Consider the following 18,971-nt stretch of genomic DNA (forward strand, 5'->3'; position numbering starts at 1 on the left):
CGTTCGGACCGCGGGTTTTTGATGCCGGAACGATTACCACAGGTATGACGGACGATACGTCCAGTGGCGGTGGTGGCGACGACAGTACCCAGGAGTCGTCGCCGGGAGCGCCGGACGGCCACGATTCGGACACGACGCAGAATGAAGTCGCCGCCCACCGGAACGAGCGCGGGTTCGATGACCCAACTGAGCGCGACCGACGGATCGGGATCGGTGAAAGGAGCTTCCCGAACGAACGCAGTGACGATGGCGACGAATACCGAATCCCGCTGGATCTCTCGGAGACGCCCAACGAAGGAGAAACCGACGCGACAGAAGACGACCCGTACGGGCCAGAACCCAGTTCAACACCGATCGAACCCGGCGAGCCCGCCCTCGAGAACGTCCTCTTCGTGTTCCTCGGTGCGGTTGCGATGGTGCTCGTCATCTTCCGGGTCGTATCGATTCCGCTGTGACGTATCGACTGCGTTTCGGTGACCAGCCCGATGAGAGACCTCGGCAACCTTTACTTCCGGTGAGAACTTAGCTCGGCACATGCTCGAACTTCTCTTCGAGAATATGCCCCTCGTGCTCCTGGTCGCTGGTCTCATCCTGATGGGACTCGAGGCGCTCTCACCCGGTGCCCACCTCATCGTCATCGGAGTCGCACTGGTCGGTGCCGGGTTGATCGGCGTGCTCTTTCCGTCCCCGTTGAGTCCGTTCGTCTTGGCGGCGCTCACGCTCGCCATCGGGCTCACCGCGGCGTACGTTTACAACAGGTTCGATTTCTACGGTGGCAAGGGCACCGCCCAGACGACCGACTCGAGTTCTCTCGCCGGGTCGACGGGCTACGTCACGGAGGCCGTCACGACCAGAAGCGGCGAGGTCAAACTCGACCACGGTGGATTCGCACCGTACTACAGCGCCCGATCGACAAGCGGGACGATCGAAGAAGGAGAGGAGATCATCGTCCTCGATCCCGGCGGCGGAAACGTGGTCACGGTCGAATCGATCAGCGCAATTGGCGAAGACGAGATCGATCGTGCGCTCGCGGAGGGAGCTGCCGAAGCCGATTCTCGGGCCGACGAACAAACCGGTGAGCAGTCGTCGTCAGACGCTGAAACCGAAACTGAAACTGAAACTGAAACTGGAACTGAGACCGAGACCGAGACCGAAAAATCGAACTGACCGGGTCGAAATCAGCCCAACATGTTTCTAAAATAAGGGAACGCTTTTCCCCTCACCGCCGTAAGACCGGACTATGGTCCTGGAACTACTTCCGCTGCAAACCGGTACCGGTGGTGCCTTGCTGTTCGTCGGTGCCCTCGTCCTTCTCGTCGTTCTCGCCGCACTGCTCAGTGCAGTCGAGATCGTCGACGCATACGAAAAACGAGCGCTGACCGTCTTCGGTGAGTACCGCAAACTCTTAGAGCCAGGGATCAACTTCGTCCCACCGTTCGTCTCGAACACGTATCGGTTCGACATGCGAACGCAGACGCTTGACGTCCCCCGACAGGAAGCGATCACGCGGGACAACTCGCCGGTGACGGCCGACGCCGTCGTCTACATCAAGGTGATGGACGCGAAAAAGGCGTTCTTGCAGGTCGACGACTACAAACGGGCCGTCTCGAACCTCGCCCAGACCACCCTGCGTGCCGTGCTGGGTGACATGGAACTCGACGACACGTTGAACAAACGCCAGGAAATCAACGCCCGCATCCGCCAGGAACTTGACGAACCCACCGACGAGTGGGGGATTCGCGTCGAGAGCGTCGAAGTTCGTGAAGTCAACCCATCGAAAGACGTCCAGCGCGCGATGGAACAACAGACCTCCGCAGAGCGGAAACGTCGGGCCATGATTCTCGAGGCACAGGGTGAACGTCGCAGTGCCGTCGAGAAGGCCGAAGGTGACAAACAGAGTGAGATCATCCGCGCACAGGGTGAGAAACAGAGCCAGATCCTCGAGGCACAGGGTGACTCGATTTCGACGGTTCTGCGCGCCCGCTCGGCCGAATCGATGGGCGAACGCGCGATCATTGACCAGGGGATGGAGACGCTCGCCGAAATCGGCCAGAGCGAGTCGACGACGTTCGTCATGCCCCAGGAACTCACCTCTATGGTCGGCCGCTACGGCAAACACCTCTCGGGTAGCGACGTCAAAGACGACAGCGACCAACTCGAGAGTCTGGACTTCGATGCCGAGACGCGCGAACTGATCGGCTTGGACGACATCGCCGAAATCATCGGCGAGATCGACGAGGAAGCCGAGATGGATCTCGAGGCGATGGAGAAAGAAGCCCAGGCGATCAAGGAGGGGAAGGACGCCGGCACCATCACCGATCCGGACGAAGTCATCGAGGAGATGGACCAGGAGTTCGCCGGTGACGCCCAGTCCGACCGAAACTCATAATCTCCTGAACGTCAGGTTTCAGTGAGTAAAGCGGAGCGAAACCTGTTTTACCGTTCGTCTCATTTCTGACGGTACGCATAGCATGACGAATCCAGATGGGGTCGACGACAAGAAACGAGCGACCCTGCGTCGCTTTGCGGCACTCGGTGCCGCGACACCGCTTGCAGGCCTCTCGGAACCGGCGGCGGCCGACAGCGGTGAGAGCGACGCACGTGATGCGATCGTCGGCTATCTCTCGACGACACCCGGCGCTCACTTCTCGAAGATCCGGGACGACCTCCAGCTCGGGACTGGCGAAACCCAACACCATCTGCGCCGGCTCGAGGAACTCGAAGCGATCGAACACTACCCCGATGGTGATTACAAGCGCTTCGTTCCAGCAGGCCGATTCGACGAGTTCGAAAAACAGGCGCTCGGCTATCTCCGACGGGAGACACCGCGTGGCATGTTGATTGAACTGCTACTCGACTCGGAGACGACGGCCGGTGATCTCGCCGCTGCACTCGATGTCTCCCCGCCGACGGTGAGCAAGTACGCCGGCGAACTCGAGGAGGCCGGGTTGCTCTCCCGCGACGACGGGTACGCCGTCGAACGACCCGAAACGGTACTGGTTTTGGTCGTCGGTCACGCCGACTCCTTTGGCGAATCGGCCCGCCGACTCGCCCGGAACGCGGATCAGTTCATCGACTACCACGGCTAGCGGTTTGAGGTTTGAGAGCGCCTGTAACAAGCGGACTACCGCGAGTAAGATCGTATTACAGTGCACATTCGAGTCCGTTCTCGCGTTGGCGCTGCTCGAGGCGAAATTCAGAAACCGGGATCCGAAAAATAACGGTGTCGATGAGCGGCGTGCGTCGGCCGGCAAAACGCGTGTCGAACTGGCGTTCCGGTCGTTAAATATCGACCTTCCACGTCGTGCTCGAAGAGTAGCCCCACTTTTCGATTTCGACGTCGAAATTGCCGTTCTGGAGTGCCGTAATGTTCGATCCGACCTCTTTTGCCGTCATGCCGAGTTCTTGACCGATAAGCCGGGATTTGAAGTAGGTCTTCGTCCCAGCGTTGTCTCGGAGATAGGCGAGGATCTGGCGTTGTTTACTCGTGAGGTCGGCGGCCATTGCGGTGCTCATACTTCCACAGACGGGGTGAACACGTTTAGGGGGTTTGGTACGTGCGGTTAACCCGCTGCCTGCTTGCGGTTTTGGTGGTGAGTAAGAGCGGAATAACCGGCCAGAAAGGTTCCGTTGGTACAGCCAGTTAAGATATGGCATTCGATGACTGTTCACGATGAATGACTCTCTCGATACAACGACTAGTCGACGACGACCGGTCGATCGAGACAGCTCGGCTTACTGACTGTCGGCCGAGGATGTGACGAACGGCCCGAACGCACAGGCAACCGCTTCACCGAGTGCCTGGGTCCGACTCGTCAGCCCGGCCGTGAGCACGCCGGCAGCGCCGTCGGCCTCGGCGATCCCGTCGGTTCCGAGTCGGTCGTCCATCACCGGCCCGAGTTCGGCTCCGTCCTCGAGTCGGGCAGCGACGTCATCGGGGAGCGGCAGTGTCGGGCCGCCACCGCGTTCAATCCGCTCGCCGTCGGTCACGGCGGCCCACATGATCAACGACAGTCCCGGGACACCGTCAAGATGGGTGACTCCGCCCTCGAGGCCGACCCCATACTCGGCGTCGGTCGCCGTGCGTGCTCGCCGGGCTCGGTTTTCGGCACCCGTTACCGTTTCGTCGATCGACCACGGCTGTTCGGGAACGCCGGAGTCGACTGCGACCGCGGTCACGGTCGGCTCGAATCGCTCGAGTGTCCGTTCGACGGCGTCGACTTTGACCGGGTTCGTGCTTCCGACTGCGACATCCATACGTGTGGTTCAAACGGCGTGGCTTTGGAGGCACCGATTCGGCGTTACGTCTTGGCGTTATTGTTTTGATTGTTAATACTAGTTCCGCCGAATTACCCGTTCTCGAGTGCTGTCAGGCCGAGATTTCGAAACCCTTAACCCTCGAGTGTTAGAACGAGGTAGGTAACGAATCCGTCCGGGCTTTTGCAGTCAGTTCGGCCGGTCAGCACTTGCCATCGCATGACCAACACCACATCGAACACCAGAGTACGGCGTACCGGCCCCGAAACGAACGAAGAGACGACCGAGAGCGAACAGAGCGACCTCGTCTGCCCCGAATGTGCAGGGAACCTCGTCGTCGACGACGAACACGGCGAAACCGTCTGTGAAGACTGTGGACTCGTCGTCGAAGAGGACTCCGTCGACCGTGGTCCCGAGTGGCGAGCGTTCGACGCCGCCGAAAAAAACGAGAAGTCCCGCGTGGGTGCGCCCACGACGAACACGATGCACGACAAGGGGCTCTCGACGAACATCGACTGGCGAAACAAAGACGCCTACGGCAACTCGCTTGGCTCCCGTCAGCGCGAGAAGATGCAGCGGCTTCGCAAATGGAACGAGCGGTTCCGCACGCGTGACTCCAAAGAGCGCAACCTGAAACAGGCGCTGGGCGAGATCGACCGCATGGCCTCCGCGCTTGGTCTCCCGACGAACGTCCGCGAGACCGCCTCCGTCATCTACCGACGCGCACTCGACGAGGACCTGCTGCCCGGTCGCTCCATCGAAGGCGTCTCGACGGCCTGTGTCTACGCCGCCGCCCGACAGGCCGGCGTTCCCCGTAGTCTCGACGAGATCGCCGACGTCTCCCGCGTCGAGAAAAACGAGATCGCTCGCACCTACCGCTACGTCGTTCGAGAACTCGGCCTCGAGGTCCAGCCGGCCGACCCCGAAAGCTACGTGCCACGCTTTGCCTCCGGACTCGACCTCTCCGACGAGGCTGAACACCGCGCCCGCGGCCTGCTCCAGAACGCCAAAGAGAAGGGCGTCCACAGCGGCAAATCGCCAGTCGGTCTCGCTGCCGCCGCCGTGTACGCCGCCGCACTGCTGACGAATGAAAAGACCACGCAGGCTGCCGTCAGCGACGTCGCCGACATCTCCGAAGTGACGATTCGAAACCGGTATCACGAACTCCTCGAGGCCGAGGAGACGCTGGGACTGGCCTGATCAGCGGCAATCGATCCACGGTCCGTATTCCGGGCAACAGTCACTCTCCGCTTTTTTCTGCGTTCAGAACACGTCAGCGCGACGGTTTTACTCCGAGAGTATGCAAAGGGCTCTAAGTGAACGATGCTCGTGGGAGGTCCTAGCATGCGATCGCAGGAGTACATGCAGCTTCACGCGCTGCTTCAAGAAATCCGTTCGACCGTCGAAGAGGACCAACAGACAACAGACGCGTTTGCTGCGTACGACGCCCAGCCCATCCGGCCAGCACACGTCCACCGTTCGAAAGCGGACCACAAACGGGCGATCTTCTTACTCCTCGCGGGAATCCGCGACACGATCGATGCACGAACCACCGCGGAAGTAGCGGCCTGATACGGTCTACTGTAACGAGTGACCGCTGATCACCGACCCCGTCTCTGGTGATCGGCGGTAAGTGACGACAGCAGTCCGTATGAAAGTGGCACCATCACCGAGCCGTCCAATCCTGTTCGACTGGCCATTGACACGGGAGTGACTATCGCCAGCGCTTCGAGCAGACGCCTTTTTGTCGATCCGACCGACTCTTCGCACATGGACTTCGATTCGTTCGTCCTCGCCGCATCGACTGCTGATCTCACCGACGAACCCACCGCCCGCGAACACGCGGATGCGATCGAGTATCGGATGGATCTCGCCGACGAGCCACTGGCCGCCCTCGAGGCCTACGACGACGGGGACGGCGAACTCCCGATTCTCGCGACGAATCGCGCCGCGTGGGAGGGCGGCGAGTGGAGTGGTAACGACGAGCGCAGACTCGCAGTACTCGCCGAGGCGACTGCCATCGATGCCGTCGAGGCGATCGACATCGAACTCGAGGCGATCCTCGCGGGTGACGCCGACGAGCTCCTCGAGACGGCCCGCGAACGCGACGTTGCGGTGGTTGCGTCGGCCCACGATTTCGAGGGGACACCGACGCGCGGCGAGCTGGTTTCGACGCTGACGGAAGCACACAAGTACGCTGACGTCGCCAAGATGGCCGTCACCGCCGAGTCACACAAGGATACGCTTGCCGTGCTTGCGGCGACCGAACAGCTGACTGCCCACGGCGACCCTGTGGCAACGATGGCAATGGGAGAACTGGGCAGCCATACGCGTGCGGTCGCACCGGTGTACGGCTCGAAGATCGGCTATGCGCCCGTCGATCCCGAAAATGCGACGGCCCCGGGTCAGTACGACCTCGAGACGCTCTCGAAATTAGTCTCGGAACTCAGCTGATCACGCCGTCACTCGAGCGAGGCGGCTGTTGATTCCGGCCCGTCGGCGGCGATCGATACGTCCTCGAATGACTCTGTTTTCGCGACCCGGCAAACAGTGACAACAACCCACAGCCAGGCAGAGTTCGTGCCCGAATAGAAGATAAAATAACTGTACATATGAACCAATTCGTTGTTGGGCGTCGTTCACACAGCAATGACTGTACGGATGAAAAGATTGTCACGCTCGGCAGTAACGATCGCGATACTCATTGCCCTCGTCGTGAGTACGGCCGGGGTTGGGGCCGCAGTCCCCGGACCGGATACGACAGCAACGGACGCCGACACCGCCACCGACGGTTCACCGTTTGACGTGTCGGAATGGCTGACATCGGTCGAGACAGACTCGAGTACGACCGATAGATCGCCGACAACCGACGAGCGGCTATCGTTCGTCCAGCGCACGCTTACGAACGTCTTCTCGGGCCTGTTCGATGTTCCTGATCGGACGGACAGTCCCACAATCTCGGACGACGACTCGCAAACGGATCGCGAGGACGCGAGCGACGATCCCACGGAGCGAGAGGACAGTGACACGGACGAGTCGGACATCGATGCGGGTTCGGAAGCAGATGATACCGACAACGACAGCGCCGACCCCGTAAACGACGGCTCGAACGCCGACGACGATGAATCGTCCGAGCCACTCGACGATGCTGACGAACCGACCGGCATCGAGGACACCGATAGCACGGACGATGACGAGGACGAGCGTCCCACCGACGAGTCAGACGACGACTCCAGCAGTTCGGACGATGCAAACGACGTCGACGGCGACGGATCGACCGACGGCACCGGGTCGGACGTCGACGACACGGACGAGGACTCGAGTGAGCCAGTCGACGACGGAGCTGACGACACTACCGACGACGGGACAGTCGATCGAGCGCTCGTCGAACGACACGTCCACGAGGCGATAAACGAGGAACGCACCGCTCGTGGCCTCGAGGAACTCGCGTTCGACGAGGACCTCCAAGAGATTGCCCGATCCCACAGCGAGGACATGGCCGAGCGCGGGTACTTCAGTCACACGAGTCCAGAGGGTGACTCGTTCTCGGACAGATACGACGAATACGGGTACGAGTGCCGTGCAGACACGGACGGCAGTGCCTACTATACTGGTGGCGAAAACATCGCGTACACGTACGTCGATCAACCGGTCCGAACGGACTCGGGAGACGTCGTCGAGCACACGACCGAACGCGAACTGGCCGACGGCCTCGTCGAGCAGTGGATGAACTCGGACGGACACCGCGAGAATATTCTCGCCGACCACTGGACCAACGAGGGCATTGGGATCGCTGTGACCGACGACGACCGGGTGTACGCCACCCAGAACTTCTGCTAACGGGCAGTAGCGACGCTATCACCACTTTTGAGCCGGCTCGAGCGTGGGACTGGCCGGCCGTGATCGATCGCCGCGAAACTGATCGGCGGACAAGACGAAAAGAGAAATCGGAATGTTAAGGGCGGCGGTCCCCTAGCACCACGTACGATGACATGGCTCCGCGCGATCGCTGCCGCCGGCCTCTCAGTGCTCATGCCCGGTGCAGGCCACGCCCTGATCCGGGACTGGCTCCGTGCGCTCGTGTTTGCTGGCCTCTACTTTTCGGCGATCTTGTTCTTTTTCCCAACTGAGCAAATCGCCGCCGCCGGCTCGATGGACGAAGCAATGAATGTGCTCACCGCAGAAACCGATACGATCTCCCAGTTCGCCCTCTCGTTTATCGTCCTGTTTGCGGCGATCGACGCCACGTTCCGAGCAGCCGGCTTTCCACCGACTGGCAACAATTCCGGTGATGGCCCATCCTGTCCGCAGTGTGGCAAGGAACTCGACGAAGACCTCGAGTTCTGTCACTGGTGTACGACCCGTCTCGAGCCGATCAAGCCGGAGGATGCTGACGAACCCGCCCAGGATCGCGAAGAAACAGCACGACCGTAAGCAGACGGCCCTAGTCTCGCCGTCTCGGTTTGTTGAGGCCGGATCGATGTCCTATTTGTTCGACTCGATGAAAACGGTTCAATAGCGGGTCGTGACGACCGCCGTCGGTCCAGATCCGCAGCCGCGTTATTTTTCGATGATGCTTTCTTCGACGGCCTCACCGAAGTGCCGAGCGGTGTCCTCGTAGTAGAGTCGGAGTTCGTCACCCGCCTTGAGGTCAGTCACGGCTTTGCGACCGTCACGGGTGGCGACTTTGATCGTCTCTGCGTTCTGCAACAGCGTTTCGACGCGGTCGCCGTCGTCAGTCTCGAGGGCGACCCGGAACATCGGCCGTTTCTCGATTTTGACGCGGCCGACGATCGCTTCGCGGGTGTTGCCCTCGAGGTCGACGACCTGGACCTCGTCGCCGCTCTGGAGTTCCGAGAGGTACTTCGTGCCGCCATCAGGTGTGCGAACGTAGGCGTGGACAGCACCGGCGTTGACCCGGAAGGGGCGCGAGGCGACGTACGGTGAGTCGGCCGTCTCGGCGTGGACGAACACGAGGCCGCGCGCCATCGACCCGACAAGCATTCCTTCGTCGTGTTCGAGCAGACTACCCGTATCGACACAGACCCGGTCTGCGCTGCCGATCTGCTCGACGTCGAGCACGTCGGCGTACTGGAGGTCCAGCGACTCGCGTTCGGCCTCGTCACGGACTTCGACGGTCTTGCGGATCTCGTCGGGATCGTCCGAGTCGAGCAGCACGGAGTCGGAACCGATCTCGAGCGTTTCGAAGGCTGTCTTGGCCTCTTCGGCGCTGGTGACGCCAGCGACGAGGTCGGTCTCCTCGCCGATGCGGGCGATCAGGTTCTCGAGGGGAATAATCGTCCAGTCGTCGCCGATGACGATGGTGTAGTCGGCCTCCTCGGCGGCGGTTTCGGCGAAGTGTTCGTACTCCTTGGCGAGGATGCGGACGTACGCGCCACGCTCTAGGTCGCCGTCACGACGGAGCGTCGAGAGGTCCGCCGAGCCGGAGAGATCCTCCGGGAGGTCGATCGTCGCATCACCCTCGCCGTCTTTGCCGACGATGACGGCGTCGGGTCGCTCGGTCGGTTCGGCCTCTTCGACGCCGTCATCATCCGCGTCGATATCGTCGACCAGCGTCACGTCGCCGTCGGTGCGAAACGCTGCGACGTTGATGTCGCCGAGTTCGCGCACGCGGGCAACGTCTGCTTCGTCGACCAGTACCCAGTCTGCACCCGCCTCGAGCGCGGCGGTGATCCGCGCGCGGCGGTCGTCCCAGTCGCCGACGGCGTCGTCGGCTTTTACCCAGACAGATCGCGTCATAAATCGACCGACGAAGGGCACTGGCTTGAACGTGGCGAATGCCACAGCCCTCACCGCCACGCAGTCGTGGCCAGCGCCGAGTGCCGGCGACTCGAGGCGGCTCGACCGTACCGGCTGCATTGACCGCCGACAGCGGCGAAACGTTGAGAACGCGTGCCCTCGTAGTCGGAGCAATGACTGCGTACGAGGCGATCTATTTCGATCTCGATCGGACACTCTGTGAGCCCACGCAGGACGCCGCGACGCTGCTCGAGTCGACGTTCGACCGGGTGGACATCGACCCGTTCTGTACGCCGGCGGATCTGCGGGCGGTCGTGCCGTCGCTGCCGACAGCCCAGACGGATCGGGAGTTCTATCGAAACCTGTTCGCCGAAGCCGCCAGCCGCGCCGACGTCGACCCGACTGTCTCCTCGTCGCTTGCAGAGCAGTATCTCGAGGAACAAGATCCAACCGCCGTCCGATTCCGTCCCGGCGCGAAGGCCGCCCTCGAGCACGCTCGCGAGTTCGGGCCAATCGGACTCATCACGAACGGCGGCCGGCCGACACAGACGAAGAAACTCGAGGCGCTCGACATTGCGGACGCCTTCGACGTCCGGGTCTTCACCGACCCGAGCGCCGGCATCGAACCGAAACCGAGTACGGTGCCGTTCGAGCGGGCGCTTTCGGAACTCGATATCGCCGCCGACGCGGCGATCCACGTCGGCGATTCGCTGCACGCAGACATCGCGGGCGCGAACGCGATGGGGATCGATTCAGCGTGGGTCGACACCCGAAGAGAGGGTCTCGACGGCGCTCCTCACGAGCCGACGTACGAACTCCCGTCGCTCGAGGCGTTCGAAACGATCGTGTGACGGGGCTGCAGGCGCGATCTACTGATCCGGAAGAAGATCCGTGTGGACGACGGCCCGATACTGGTCGTCGGTCGCTGCCTCGAGTCGCTTGAGCAACGCGGTTCCCTCGCCGAACACCTCGGGAAGAACAAAGGGGTCGTCGTCGTGCTCGTCGCGTTGGGTGCAGCGCTTGACGAACGTGGCCAGCGTCGGATACGTTCCCGGTCGCGCGTAGACGACGCCGATATCCTCGGTCACCTGGTCAGTCCAGCGCTCGAGTATCCGCTCGGTCTCGCGTCGCGGTTTTTGCTGCTTTTCTGCGAGCTTCGAGGCGTCGATTTCACTCTCGCCGAGAACCTCGTCGAAGGCGGCTTGCAGTTCGTCGGCGTCGTCTCCGACCGACTGCGCCTCGGCGTCGGCCTCGAGCAACTCGACGAACGCCTCGAGCTCTGCCCGTCGCGCGGCGATCGGATAGACGAAGTCGTGGGTGTCTTTCGGCAGTTTGTACGAGTGGCCGTCGACGCCCTGTTCGCCGGAACTCGATTGGCCAAGCATCAACTCGAGTAGTCCCATACCCGAACCAGGTGCCGGGAGTCGAATAAGTATTCCGTGGCTATCTCACCAGCCACACTCGGCAGTCGGTGACGGCGCGCCGAAATCAGCGCGCTTACCACTCCTCACCGAGTGCCGACTTCGCGCCGCCGAAGCCACTCGCGGTCGTCCACGTTCGGCCGCTCTCGCCGTGTTCGACCTCGTAGCGACCACCACACTCCCCACAGCGGTACTGTGCCGGCGCTTTCACTGGTCTCGAGGCCCGATGCCGCCTCGCGTGCCAGTCACACTCGCCTTCGAGACACCGGAGGACGTACCGCGGCGCCGAAAACCGCTGGCAGTGACGCGGCGCGTCGAGGGTCGCTGCCTGTTCGCGAAATCGCGGTCCATGCCCCGACTCGCCAAAGCACTGGAACGCCCAGGCGTGGACGAGTTCGTGTCTGACGACGCCCGCAAACGCCGGCCAGTCGTAGCGCTCGTAGGCCTGTCGCGTGAGCACGATCGTCGCCACCTCGCGGTCTGCGTCCCACCGACACGCGCCCGCCCGCCGACGAGCGCGCGTCGTGACTGCCCACTCGAGCGCGTCGCGATCGATCTCGAGGGCGTGGTCGGCGAGCACCTCGCGGGCGTGAATACGGGCTCGAGCGAGGAGTTCGTCGTCGATCGTGAAGTCGGTATCGTCGCCGGCGGTCACGGACGGGCGGACGATGCCGGCGATAGAAATGCTTCCGATCGACCCCGTGAAAGCAGGGACTACTTTGCTCAGCCGTTCCCTGGTCCTCGCTATGGACACCGACGAGACGCTCCCGACGCCGCATGCCCCCGATCCGAACGTCCCCGTTCGCCCCACCGGACTGGTCCTCACCGCCGCGTTCGAGCCGCCACTGGACGAACGACAGCCGTGGCTCGAGCGATACGAGTTCGCCGACGCACTCGCGATCCCAGGAACGGAGACGCCACTGTACCTGACCGACTCCGGGATCTCCATCACGACGACCGGCATCGGCAAGAGCGACGCGGCAACGACGGTCACCGCGTTGCTCGCGAATTCGGGCGTCGATCTATCGTCGGCCTATGTCGTCTCGAGTGGCATCGCGGGCTCGTCGCCCGAGACGACCGCGCTCGGCTCGGTAGCGATCGCGGATGCAGTCGTCGACTGGGACCGAAAGCATCGGTGGGACCGCCACTCGGCATCGAACGGCAGCGAAGGGGTCGACTCGAGTGTCGATCCGAACGCCGACGCGGCCGACGACCGCCCTATCGACCTCCTCGCGTACCGACCGCGGGACTACGTCCACCGCCTCGAGCCGGCTCTCGTCGACCGCGCGGTCGCCGCCGCAGAGGACGTCTCCCTTCGCGAGGACGAAACCGTTCGCGGCTACCAGAATCAGTACCTGACGGCGACGGACGCCGGGCCGACGGTCGAGTGCGGGACGACTGTCTGTGGCGACGAATTCTGGCACGGCTCCCAGTACGCCCGAGAAGTGGAGTGGCTCTGTAGCGAGTACGGCGTCGAGCCGTACGTGACGACCCAGATGGAAGACGCCGCGACGGCGACCGCCCTCGAGCGATTTGACTGCCGTGAGCGCTATCTGAGCGTGCGCGCCGTCGCCAACTACGACCGACCGGCCCTCGGCCAGTCCGTCGAGGAGAGTTTCGATGGCAACCCGGCGAGTCTCGCGCTGGCGATCGACAACGCTGCTCGTGTCGGCTCGGCGGTCATCGAGGCACTCGCCGCGAGCGACCCGCTCGAGATCGGTGTGGACGGGAGGAAGTAGAAACAGCCGGTTGAGGTCTCGAAGCGGCTCGAGATGTCAGTTTAGGCCTCGAGCGCGAGGCCGGCTTCCGTAAGCGCCTCCTCAGTCGAGAGGTCGTCGTGGACGACGCCGGCGACGGCGCGGGCGATGGCTTCGGGGTCTTCGTGCTGGAAGATCGAGCGTCCCATCGAGACGCCTGCGCCGCCAGCGTCCATCACGCCGCGAACCATCTCGATCGTCTCGCGGTCGGTGCCTTTCGAGCCGCCGGCGATGACGACCGGAAGCAGGGTCGACTCGACGACGTGCTGGAAGCTCTCGGCGTCGCCGCTGTAGCCCGTTTTGACGACGTCGGCACCGAGCTCTTCGGCGAGACGAACCGCGTGGCCGAGCGCTTCGGGATCTTCGGAGTCGACACCCGGGCCGCGGGCGTAGGCCATCGCGAGGACCGGCATCCCAAGCTGTTTTGCAGTCGTGGTGACCTCCGAGAGCTGGGCGATCTGATCGGGCTCGTGGTCCGAGCCGACGTTGATATGGAAGGAGACGGCATCAGCGCCGACGCGAACGGCCTCCTCGACGGTTCCGGTCATCCGTTTGTCGTTTTCGTCGGGGCCGATCGTCGTCGAGCCGTTGAGGTGAACGATGTACCCTTTATCGTTTTTGTTGTCGTGGACGCGGGGGGCGATCCCTTTCTGCGTGAGCACTGCGTCGGCTCCGCCGCTGGTGACCCCGTCGATGGTCGATTCGATGTCTTTCAGCCCTTGGCAGGCACCGATCGTGATACCGTGATCCATGGGGACGATTACGTACGTGCCGTCTGTGCCGATTCGATCGAGTCGTGCGTCGATTCCTGTCGTAGTCATTGCGGGAGTGTAGCAAGCTTGCAGTTATGGCTGTTCTGGTTCCGGGGCATCAATCTCGTCTTCGCCGGTGCCATCGGTACCGCGGATCGCACCGCGTTTGAGTTCCTCGGCTTTGGCCTCGAGGTCGATCGCCGGCGTGTCGCTCTCCGCGACGATATCAATGAGCGCGCTGCCGACGATAACGCCGTCCGCGCCGGCCTCGATGATCTCGGCCGCGTGGTCGCCTTTGCTGACACCGAAGCCGACCGCTTTCGGGACATCGTACGCCGAGAGTCGCGCGAGACTGTCGTGGGTGGCGTTCGAGACGTCCGCGCGTGCGCCTGTCGTGCCGAGTCGGGCCTGCACGTAGGCAAAGCCCGACACCTGTGACATGATCGTCTCGAGGCGTTCGCCCTCGGTCGTCGGCGCGACGATGAAGACGAGGTCGAGGCCGTGCTCATCACAGGCCGCACGCAGCGGCTCCGACTCCTCGGCGGGCAGGTCGGGGACGATGATCCCCGAGAGGCCGACCTCGGCCGCGCGTTCGACGAAGAGACGAACGTCGGGTTTGCTCTGCGGCGGCGCCGCATCGCTCTCCGAGGCGCGTGGCGCCTCGCTGTCCCCGTACTGGAGGATCATATTATAATACGTCATCACCAGCAGCGGGGCCTCGGTCTCGAGTTCGTCGACGAGCTCGAAAAAGCCGGCCGGCGTCGTCCCGGCGTCGAGCGCGCGGTTGATCGCCGCCTGGATCGTCGGGCCCTCCGCGATCGGTTCCGAAAACGGCAGGCCGAGTTCGATCAGATCCGCGCCGCCGCGGTCGAGGGCTTCGACGTACGCTTTGGTGTCCTCGAGCGACGGATCGCCCGCGGTCAGATAGGTGATGAGCGCGGGGTGGTTGTCGCGGATGGCCGCTTCGATGTCGCTCACTGGCCAAACACCTCCACATCCGGAGCCGCCTCGAGGTCGCGTTTCTCGGTCTCCTCGAGCACGGTCTCTAAGTCCTTGTCGCCACGTCCGGAGACGTTGACGACGACGAGGTCGCCGAGTTCGTCGTGCGACTCCTCCAAATAGCCGAGTGCGTGACTCGACTCGAGGGCAGGGATGATTCCCTCGAGGTTCGAGAGTCGGTGGAAGCCGTTGAGTGCAGCTTCGTCGCCGACGCTTGCAGGGGTGACGCGCCCGGTGTCGACGAGATGGGAGAGTTCGGGGCCGACGCCGGCGTAATCGAGGCCGGCGCTGACGCTGTGGGATTCCATGATCTGGCCGTCCTCGCTCTGGAGGAGTTTGGTCATCGCGCCGTGGAGCACGCCGCCGGTGCCCGTCGAGAGCGTCGCGGAGTTCGGAGCCAGTGCGTTTTCCTCGTCGATCTCAAGACTCGAGCCGCCGGCCTCGACAGCGTACAGGTCGACCGCGTCGTCAGGGACGAACGCGTGGAACGTCCCCATCGTGTTCGAGCCGCCGCCGGCGCAGGCGACGACGCTGTCAGGGAGTCGTCCCGCGCGCTCTCGAATCTGCTCGCGGGCTTCCTGTCCGATAACCGCCTGGAAGTCACGCACGAGTTTGGGGAACGGATGCGGGCCAACGACCGAGCCGATCACGTAGTGGGTCGTCTCGACGGTCGTCGCCCAGTCGCGCATCGTCTCGTTGATCGCTTCCTTGAGGGTGGCGCTGCCGGCCGTAACGGGATTGACCTCCGCGCCGTTCATCCGCATCCGGTAGACGTTCGGTCGCTGGCGGTTGATGTCCGTCCGGCCCATGTAGATCTCACAGGGCATCTCGAGGTGAGCCGCGGCCATCGCGGTCGCGGTGCCGTGTTGGCCCGCGCCGGTTTCGGCGATGATCCGCTCTTTGCCCATGTACTTCGCCAGCAGGACCTGTCCGAGCGCGTTATTCAGTTTGTGTGCGCCGCCGTGAAGGAGGTCCTCGCGTTTGAGGTAGATCTCCCGATCGTACCGCTCGCTGAGCCGGTCCGCACGCTGGAGCGGCGTCGGCCGCCCGCCGAAGTCGGCCATTCGCTCGCGGAACTCGTCCATAAAGCCGTCCTCGTTGTTGAGGACGTAGCGTTCGTAGGCGTCCTCGAGTTCCTGAACGGCCGGCATCAGGGCTTCGGGGACGTACTGGCCGCCGTACTCGCCGAACGTGGCCTCACTATCGCGCTCGCGGTGGTGTTCGTGGTCGCTCTTGCTCATGTGTTGTCTCTGGAGTCGTCTCGGTCGTTGATCATGTCAGGTCAGTTCCGTCGTCTGCCCGGACCAATCGTCGCGTGTTCTCGCGTACGTCGCTGTCGCCGCCAGCGTGGTCCATAATGGCGCTGCCGACTAACAGGGCGTCGGCACCCGCCTCGCGCATTCGCCGGACGTCTGCCGGCGAGGCGATCCCGCTTTCGGCGATCAGCGTTACGTCATCCGGAACGTGGGGTGCAACCGACTCGAAGGTTTCGAGGTCGACCTCGAGTCGTGCCAGATCTCGGTTGTTGACACCGATGATGTCGGCACCGGCCTCGAGGGCGGTCTCGAGTTCCTTGCGATCGTGGACCTCGACCAGCGGCTGGAACCCGCGCTCGCGGGCAGCGGCGATCAGTCCCTCGAGGTCGTCCACGAAGCGGACGATCAACAAGAGCAGATCGGCTTCGACGACGTCCAGTTGGGCTTCCCGAAGGACGAAGTCCTTGCGAAGAACGGGGACATCGACGGCCTCGCGGATTCGTGTCAGCGCCGCCGGCGAGCCGCCGAAGTGGCTTGGCTCGGTGAGTACGGAGATCGCCGTGGCACCACCCGCGACCATCGATTCGGCCAGTTCGACGGGGTCATCCTCGCGCGTTCCGTCTGCGGTTGGGCTCGTCGGCTTTACTTCGGCGATCACCGGAACGCGGCCATCGGCGTCGGCCTGTGCCAGCGCATCGGAGACCGACCGCGCATCCACGGTTACCGCACCACCGTCGTCACCACCCCGCTCTCGAGCAGCCTCGAGAATGGAGGCTACTGCGGGAGCGAGCTCCGTCTCGGAGTTCATTATTGTACATCAACGTACTCATATGTACAAAAGCCTTGCGCCATACGCGTCTGCGTCCGTGGCGGCGTGGTATCACGACAGCCAGAAATGATCGGCGACTATTCAAGTCCCTCTCTCCTACAACCCCATATGGAGGACGTTACGGACGCCGGAATCTACGCTCGCGAATCGTCGTATCTCGACCGATACGTCCAGTTCGGTGCTGCCAGTGGGCGCATTTTGAGTGTGTCGTTTCCCACGACACCCGAAGACAACGCTGACTCTGATCATCCCGTTCTCGATCGACTCTTCGACTATCTCGACGGACTCGAGGAGATCGACTTCGACGACGTACAGGTGGCTTTGACCGTCCCGACCGACCAACGCGCCGTCTTGGAACAGGTTCGAGAGATCCCCTACGGCGAGCAGGTAAGCGTCAACGCGCTCACCCGAATGACGCCGGAACTCGACCCCGACGACGAAGACGATATCATCCTCGTGCGAACGGCTCTCGACGAGAACCCCGCGCCAATTCTTATTCCGGATCACCGCGTCCGTGACGGGCCAAGCGCTGCGCCGCCAGCCGTCGAACAGAAGCTTCGTGCGCTCGAGGGATTGTAGCCTCGAGACGGATACTCGACGCTACGCATCTGGACCTGTGTCCGTCCTGTTCTTACTCGGTGTCCCAGACGGTGTAGATGTACAGCCCGATGCCGACGAAGACGACGACCGACGACGCTTGATCGAGCGCCGGCGCGCGGGTGAACAGAAACCCGAACTGGAGTGTGCCCCCCGCGACGAGACAGACTGCCGCGCCCAGAACCGCCGAGAGTCCGCGGTCCCGACCTGCCAGATACAGGACTGTCCCCACACTGACCGCGATCACGCCGAAGATGAACTCGGCTGCAAACATCGCCAGTGGCTCGGCTGTGAGCTGTGCGTACGCGAGCAACACGAAATAGAAGACGATCCCCAGGAAGATCAGCCGGGAAATCGACTCCGGGGCGTCGTCGAGGGCGTTCATACCCGTACTGAACGGCTCCGCCCGCTTAGCTTTCGAGGGTTTGTGCCCACTCGAGACCCACACCTTCGTGGACGACGAACTCGAGGGCGTTGATCAGGTAATGGGCAACGACGACCACGAGGAAGCTCCCGGTGAGGATGAAGATCCCTGCGAGGACGAACCCGAGCGCACCCGTGACGACGATACCCACCGATCCCTGCATCCCGTGTCCGAGCGCGAAGGCAATCGAAGAGCCGACGGCAAGCAGCCACGGCGAAACCCCAAAGCCGGTCGAGAGCACACCAATCAGCGCCGCCCGAAAGAGCAGTTCCTCGAAGACCGCGATAACGGGAAGCACGACGACCAGCAGGGCCAGCCAGCCCCGTTTCGAGTCGGGTGCCAGCAGTTCCCGAAGCTGTTCGTCGTGATCGAAGCCGAATCGAGTCGCCGCCGCCGCACCGATCTCGTTTGCGACGTAGAGGACGATCCCGAAGGCCGTCCCCAGCACCAGTCCCCGCTCGAGGTAGGCGACGGAGAAGTCGATTCCCAGCGCGTCGGCGGGAACGGCGGTGTAGATCACGGCCCCGAGCAAGACCAGCGCGAACAGCCCCTGCGAGAGCGCGACGTTTGCTAGGAGTTCCCCGGTTGACAGCGATCGAGGATCGGCGTTAGCCGGCTGGCGCTGGGTGTCGCTGACGCCTGGCTCGGGACCTGTCGCCGCACTCGAGACGGTCTCGTCGGCGTTGCTCTCGGGACCGATTTCGTCACTCGAGTCGACGGCGTCGGTCACTGGTTCGGGAGCGGCCGCTGGCGCGTGACTTGACGGCGGTTCCGGTGATGGCTCGGTCGCTGGAATACGGCTGTCACCATCGTCGGACGAATCGGAAAACGCGGACTGTGTCAGCTGCGACAGACCCAGCAACAACACGAGGACGACGCCCGTAATCCCGGCGAACGTCGTCCACTCAGTCATCGATCG

23 protein-coding genes are annotated in these 18,971 nt (G+C 63.1%); 12 read left to right on the top strand and 11 right to left on the bottom strand.

Going from position 1 to position 18,971, the window contains the following annotated elements:
• The first annotated feature begins 44 nt into the window (after window positions 1–44).
• From BW940_RS09550 to BW940_RS09565, 4 genes are all read left to right on the top strand, one after another.
• Window positions 45–455, top strand: a complete 411-nt coding sequence (locus tag BW940_RS09550; RefSeq protein ID WP_076608980.1) for a DUF7312 domain-containing protein — start codon at window positions 45–47, stop codon at window positions 453–455.
• Window positions 456–534: 79 nt separating this feature from the next.
• Window positions 535–1,167, top strand: coding sequence for an NfeD family protein (locus BW940_RS09555; RefSeq protein WP_076608981.1), 633 nt, complete (start codon window positions 535–537; stop codon window positions 1,165–1,167).
• Window positions 1,168–1,240: 73 nt separating this feature from the next.
• Window positions 1,241–2,389 (top strand): SPFH domain-containing protein, encoded by a 1,149-nt coding sequence (locus BW940_RS09560; RefSeq protein ID WP_076608982.1) that lies wholly within the window; start codon window positions 1,241–1,243, stop codon window positions 2,387–2,389.
• Between the two features lie 82 nt (window positions 2,390–2,471).
• Entirely contained in the window at window positions 2,472–3,089 is a 618-nt protein-coding gene (locus BW940_RS09565; RefSeq protein ID WP_076608983.1) for a winged helix-turn-helix transcriptional regulator, read from the top strand.
• 193 nt (window positions 3,090–3,282) lie between these two features.
• On the opposite strand, the gene BW940_RS09570 is transcribed toward BW940_RS09565, so the two are convergent.
• Both BW940_RS09570 and yjjX read right to left on the bottom strand, forming a co-directional pair.
• The gene (locus BW940_RS09570; protein WP_076608984.1) at window positions 3,283–3,516 is read right to left on the bottom strand and encodes a DUF7123 family protein; all 234 of its coding nucleotides are present in this window, start codon (window positions 3,514–3,516) and stop codon (window positions 3,283–3,285) included.
• 219 nt (window positions 3,517–3,735) lie between these two features.
• On the bottom strand, window positions 3,736–4,257 hold the full coding sequence (yjjX, locus tag BW940_RS09575; protein WP_076608985.1) for an inosine/xanthosine triphosphatase: 522 nt from the start codon (window positions 4,255–4,257) through the stop codon (window positions 3,736–3,738).
• Between the two features lie 219 nt (window positions 4,258–4,476).
• Between yjjX and BW940_RS09580 the strand changes: the two genes are divergently transcribed.
• From BW940_RS09580 to BW940_RS09600, 5 genes are all read left to right on the top strand, one after another.
• Window positions 4,477–5,457, top strand: coding sequence for a transcription initiation factor IIB (locus BW940_RS09580; RefSeq protein ID WP_076608986.1), 981 nt, complete (start codon window positions 4,477–4,479; stop codon window positions 5,455–5,457).
• A gap of 144 nt (window positions 5,458–5,601) precedes the next feature.
• Window positions 5,602–5,829, top strand: coding sequence for a UPF0058 family protein (locus BW940_RS09585; protein WP_076608987.1), 228 nt, complete (start codon window positions 5,602–5,604; stop codon window positions 5,827–5,829).
• Window positions 5,830–6,027: 198 nt separating this feature from the next.
• Window positions 6,028–6,711, top strand: coding sequence for a type I 3-dehydroquinate dehydratase (locus BW940_RS09590; RefSeq protein ID WP_076608988.1), 684 nt, complete (start codon window positions 6,028–6,030; stop codon window positions 6,709–6,711).
• A gap of 195 nt (window positions 6,712–6,906) precedes the next feature.
• On the top strand, window positions 6,907–8,097 hold the full coding sequence (locus BW940_RS09595) for a CAP domain-containing protein (RefSeq protein ID WP_235847790.1): 1,191 nt from the start codon (window positions 6,907–6,909) through the stop codon (window positions 8,095–8,097).
• 147 nt (window positions 8,098–8,244) lie between these two features.
• A complete protein-coding gene (locus tag BW940_RS09600) occupies window positions 8,245–8,691 on the top strand; it encodes a zinc ribbon domain-containing protein (RefSeq protein ID WP_076608989.1) in 447 nt (148 codons plus the stop codon).
• A 126-nt stretch (window positions 8,692–8,817) separates the two neighbouring features.
• On the opposite strand, the gene BW940_RS09605 is transcribed toward BW940_RS09600, so the two are convergent.
• On the bottom strand, window positions 8,818–10,017 hold the full coding sequence (locus BW940_RS09605; RefSeq protein ID WP_076608990.1) for a 3-dehydroquinate synthase II: 1,200 nt from the start codon (window positions 10,015–10,017) through the stop codon (window positions 8,818–8,820).
• 173 nt (window positions 10,018–10,190) lie between these two features.
• Here BW940_RS09605 and BW940_RS09610 point away from each other — a divergent pair, with 173 nt between their 5' ends.
• Window positions 10,191–10,868 (top strand): HAD family hydrolase, encoded by a 678-nt coding sequence (locus tag BW940_RS09610; protein ID WP_076608991.1) that lies wholly within the window; start codon window positions 10,191–10,193, stop codon window positions 10,866–10,868.
• 18 nt (window positions 10,869–10,886) lie between these two features.
• On the opposite strand, the gene BW940_RS09615 is transcribed toward BW940_RS09610, so the two are convergent.
• Together BW940_RS09615 and BW940_RS09620 are read right to left on the bottom strand one after the other, a co-directional pair.
• Window positions 10,887–11,420, bottom strand: coding sequence for a hypothetical protein (locus BW940_RS09615; protein ID WP_076608992.1), 534 nt, complete (start codon window positions 11,418–11,420; stop codon window positions 10,887–10,889).
• Between the two features lie 94 nt (window positions 11,421–11,514).
• Window positions 11,515–12,093, bottom strand: a complete 579-nt coding sequence (locus tag BW940_RS09620; RefSeq protein ID WP_076608993.1) for a SprT family zinc-dependent metalloprotease — start codon at window positions 12,091–12,093, stop codon at window positions 11,515–11,517.
• Between the two features lie 91 nt (window positions 12,094–12,184).
• Between BW940_RS09620 and BW940_RS09625 the strand changes: the two genes are divergently transcribed.
• Window positions 12,185–13,177, top strand: a complete 993-nt coding sequence (locus BW940_RS09625; RefSeq protein WP_076608994.1) for a phosphorylase family protein — start codon at window positions 12,185–12,187, stop codon at window positions 13,175–13,177.
• A gap of 41 nt (window positions 13,178–13,218) precedes the next feature.
• On the opposite strand, the gene BW940_RS09630 is transcribed toward BW940_RS09625, so the two are convergent.
• From BW940_RS09630 to trpC, 4 genes are read right to left on the bottom strand one after another with little or no spacing between them, the layout of a single operon-like run.
• Window positions 13,219–14,016 carry a 2-amino-3,7-dideoxy-D-threo-hept-6-ulosonate synthase gene (locus BW940_RS09630; protein WP_076608995.1) on the bottom strand — a complete coding sequence of 266 codons (798 nt, stop codon included), beginning with the start codon at window positions 14,014–14,016 and terminating at the stop codon, window positions 13,219–13,221.
• 24 nt (window positions 14,017–14,040) lie between these two features.
• The gene (gene trpA, locus BW940_RS09635; protein ID WP_076608996.1) at window positions 14,041–14,925 is read right to left on the bottom strand and encodes a tryptophan synthase subunit alpha; all 885 of its coding nucleotides are present in this window, start codon (window positions 14,923–14,925) and stop codon (window positions 14,041–14,043) included.
• Window positions 14,922–16,187: a tryptophan synthase subunit beta gene (gene trpB, locus BW940_RS09640; RefSeq protein WP_076608997.1), complete on the bottom strand. Its 1,266-nt coding sequence runs from the start codon at window positions 16,185–16,187 to the stop codon at window positions 14,922–14,924. The genes trpA and trpB overlap by 4 nt, the downstream gene beginning before the upstream one ends.
• A 31-nt stretch (window positions 16,188–16,218) precedes the next feature.
• Window positions 16,219–17,010 carry an indole-3-glycerol phosphate synthase gene (trpC, locus tag BW940_RS09645; RefSeq protein ID WP_076608998.1) on the bottom strand — a complete coding sequence of 264 codons (792 nt, stop codon included), beginning with the start codon at window positions 17,008–17,010 and terminating at the stop codon, window positions 16,219–16,221.
• 129 nt (window positions 17,011–17,139) lie between these two features.
• Here trpC and BW940_RS09650 point away from each other — a divergent pair, with 129 nt between their 5' ends.
• Entirely contained in the window at window positions 17,140–17,610 is a 471-nt protein-coding gene (locus BW940_RS09650) for an MGMT family protein (protein WP_076608999.1), read from the top strand.
• A 52-nt stretch (window positions 17,611–17,662) separates the two neighbouring features.
• Here the strand turns inward: BW940_RS09650 and BW940_RS09655 are convergent, their stop codons facing one another.
• Together BW940_RS09655 and BW940_RS09660 are read right to left on the bottom strand one after the other, a co-directional pair.
• Window positions 17,663–18,013: a hypothetical protein gene (locus tag BW940_RS09655; protein WP_076609000.1), complete on the bottom strand. Its 351-nt coding sequence runs from the start codon at window positions 18,011–18,013 to the stop codon at window positions 17,663–17,665.
• A 25-nt stretch (window positions 18,014–18,038) separates the two neighbouring features.
• Window positions 18,039–18,965 carry a CPBP family glutamic-type intramembrane protease gene (locus BW940_RS09660; RefSeq protein WP_076609001.1) on the bottom strand — a complete coding sequence of 309 codons (927 nt, stop codon included), beginning with the start codon at window positions 18,963–18,965 and terminating at the stop codon, window positions 18,039–18,041.
• Window positions 18,966–18,971: the final 6 nt, after the last annotated feature.

The organism is Natronorubrum thiooxidans (assembly GCF_900156475.1).
Classification (GTDB): Archaea; Halobacteriota; Halobacteria; order Halobacteriales; family Natrialbaceae; genus Natronorubrum; species Natronorubrum thiooxidans.

Bases quoted from the DNA above. Each gene is read 5' to 3' on its own strand.
- yjjX (WP_076608985.1), bottom strand. From the start codon at position 4,257: ATGGATGTCGCAGTCGGAAGCACGAACCCGGTCAAAGTCGACGCCGTC.
- BW940_RS09630 (WP_076608995.1), bottom strand. From the start codon at position 14,016: ATGACTACGACAGGAATCGACGCACGACTCGATCGAATCGGCACAGAC.
- BW940_RS09565 (WP_076608983.1), top strand. From the start codon at position 2,472: ATGACGAATCCAGATGGGGTCGACGACAAGAAACGAGCGACCCTGCGT.
- BW940_RS09660 (WP_076609001.1), bottom strand. From the start codon at position 18,965: ATGACTGAGTGGACGACGTTCGCCGGGATTACGGGCGTCGTCCTCGTG.
- BW940_RS09590 (WP_076608988.1), top strand. From the start codon at position 6,028: ATGGACTTCGATTCGTTCGTCCTCGCCGCATCGACTGCTGATCTCACC.
- BW940_RS09610 (WP_076608991.1), top strand. From the start codon at position 10,191: ATGACTGCGTACGAGGCGATCTATTTCGATCTCGATCGGACACTCTGT.
- BW940_RS09600 (WP_076608989.1), top strand. From the start codon at position 8,245: ATGACATGGCTCCGCGCGATCGCTGCCGCCGGCCTCTCAGTGCTCATG.
- BW940_RS09550 (WP_076608980.1), top strand. From the start codon at position 45: ATGACGGACGATACGTCCAGTGGCGGTGGTGGCGACGACAGTACCCAG.
- BW940_RS09585 (WP_076608987.1), top strand. From the start codon at position 5,602: ATGCGATCGCAGGAGTACATGCAGCTTCACGCGCTGCTTCAAGAAATC.
- BW940_RS09625 (WP_076608994.1), top strand. From the start codon at position 12,185: ATGGACACCGACGAGACGCTCCCGACGCCGCATGCCCCCGATCCGAAC.
- trpB (WP_076608997.1), bottom strand. From the start codon at position 16,187: ATGAGCAAGAGCGACCACGAACACCACCGCGAGCGCGATAGTGAGGCC.
- BW940_RS09595 (WP_235847790.1), top strand. From the start codon at position 6,907: ATGACTGTACGGATGAAAAGATTGTCACGCTCGGCAGTAACGATCGCG.
- BW940_RS09570 (WP_076608984.1), bottom strand. From the start codon at position 3,516: ATGAGCACCGCAATGGCCGCCGACCTCACGAGTAAACAACGCCAGATC.
- BW940_RS09580 (WP_076608986.1), top strand. From the start codon at position 4,477: ATGACCAACACCACATCGAACACCAGAGTACGGCGTACCGGCCCCGAA.
- BW940_RS09615 (WP_076608992.1), bottom strand. From the start codon at position 11,420: ATGGGACTACTCGAGTTGATGCTTGGCCAATCGAGTTCCGGCGAACAG.
- BW940_RS09650 (WP_076608999.1), top strand. From the start codon at position 17,140: ATGGAGGACGTTACGGACGCCGGAATCTACGCTCGCGAATCGTCGTAT.
- BW940_RS09655 (WP_076609000.1), bottom strand. From the start codon at position 18,013: ATGAACGCCCTCGACGACGCCCCGGAGTCGATTTCCCGGCTGATCTTC.
- BW940_RS09555 (WP_076608981.1), top strand. From the start codon at position 535: ATGCTCGAACTTCTCTTCGAGAATATGCCCCTCGTGCTCCTGGTCGCT.
- BW940_RS09605 (WP_076608990.1), bottom strand. From the start codon at position 10,017: ATGACGCGATCTGTCTGGGTAAAAGCCGACGACGCCGTCGGCGACTGG.
- BW940_RS09560 (WP_076608982.1), top strand. From the start codon at position 1,241: ATGGTCCTGGAACTACTTCCGCTGCAAACCGGTACCGGTGGTGCCTTG.
- trpC (WP_076608998.1), bottom strand. From the start codon at position 17,010: ATGAACTCCGAGACGGAGCTCGCTCCCGCAGTAGCCTCCATTCTCGAG.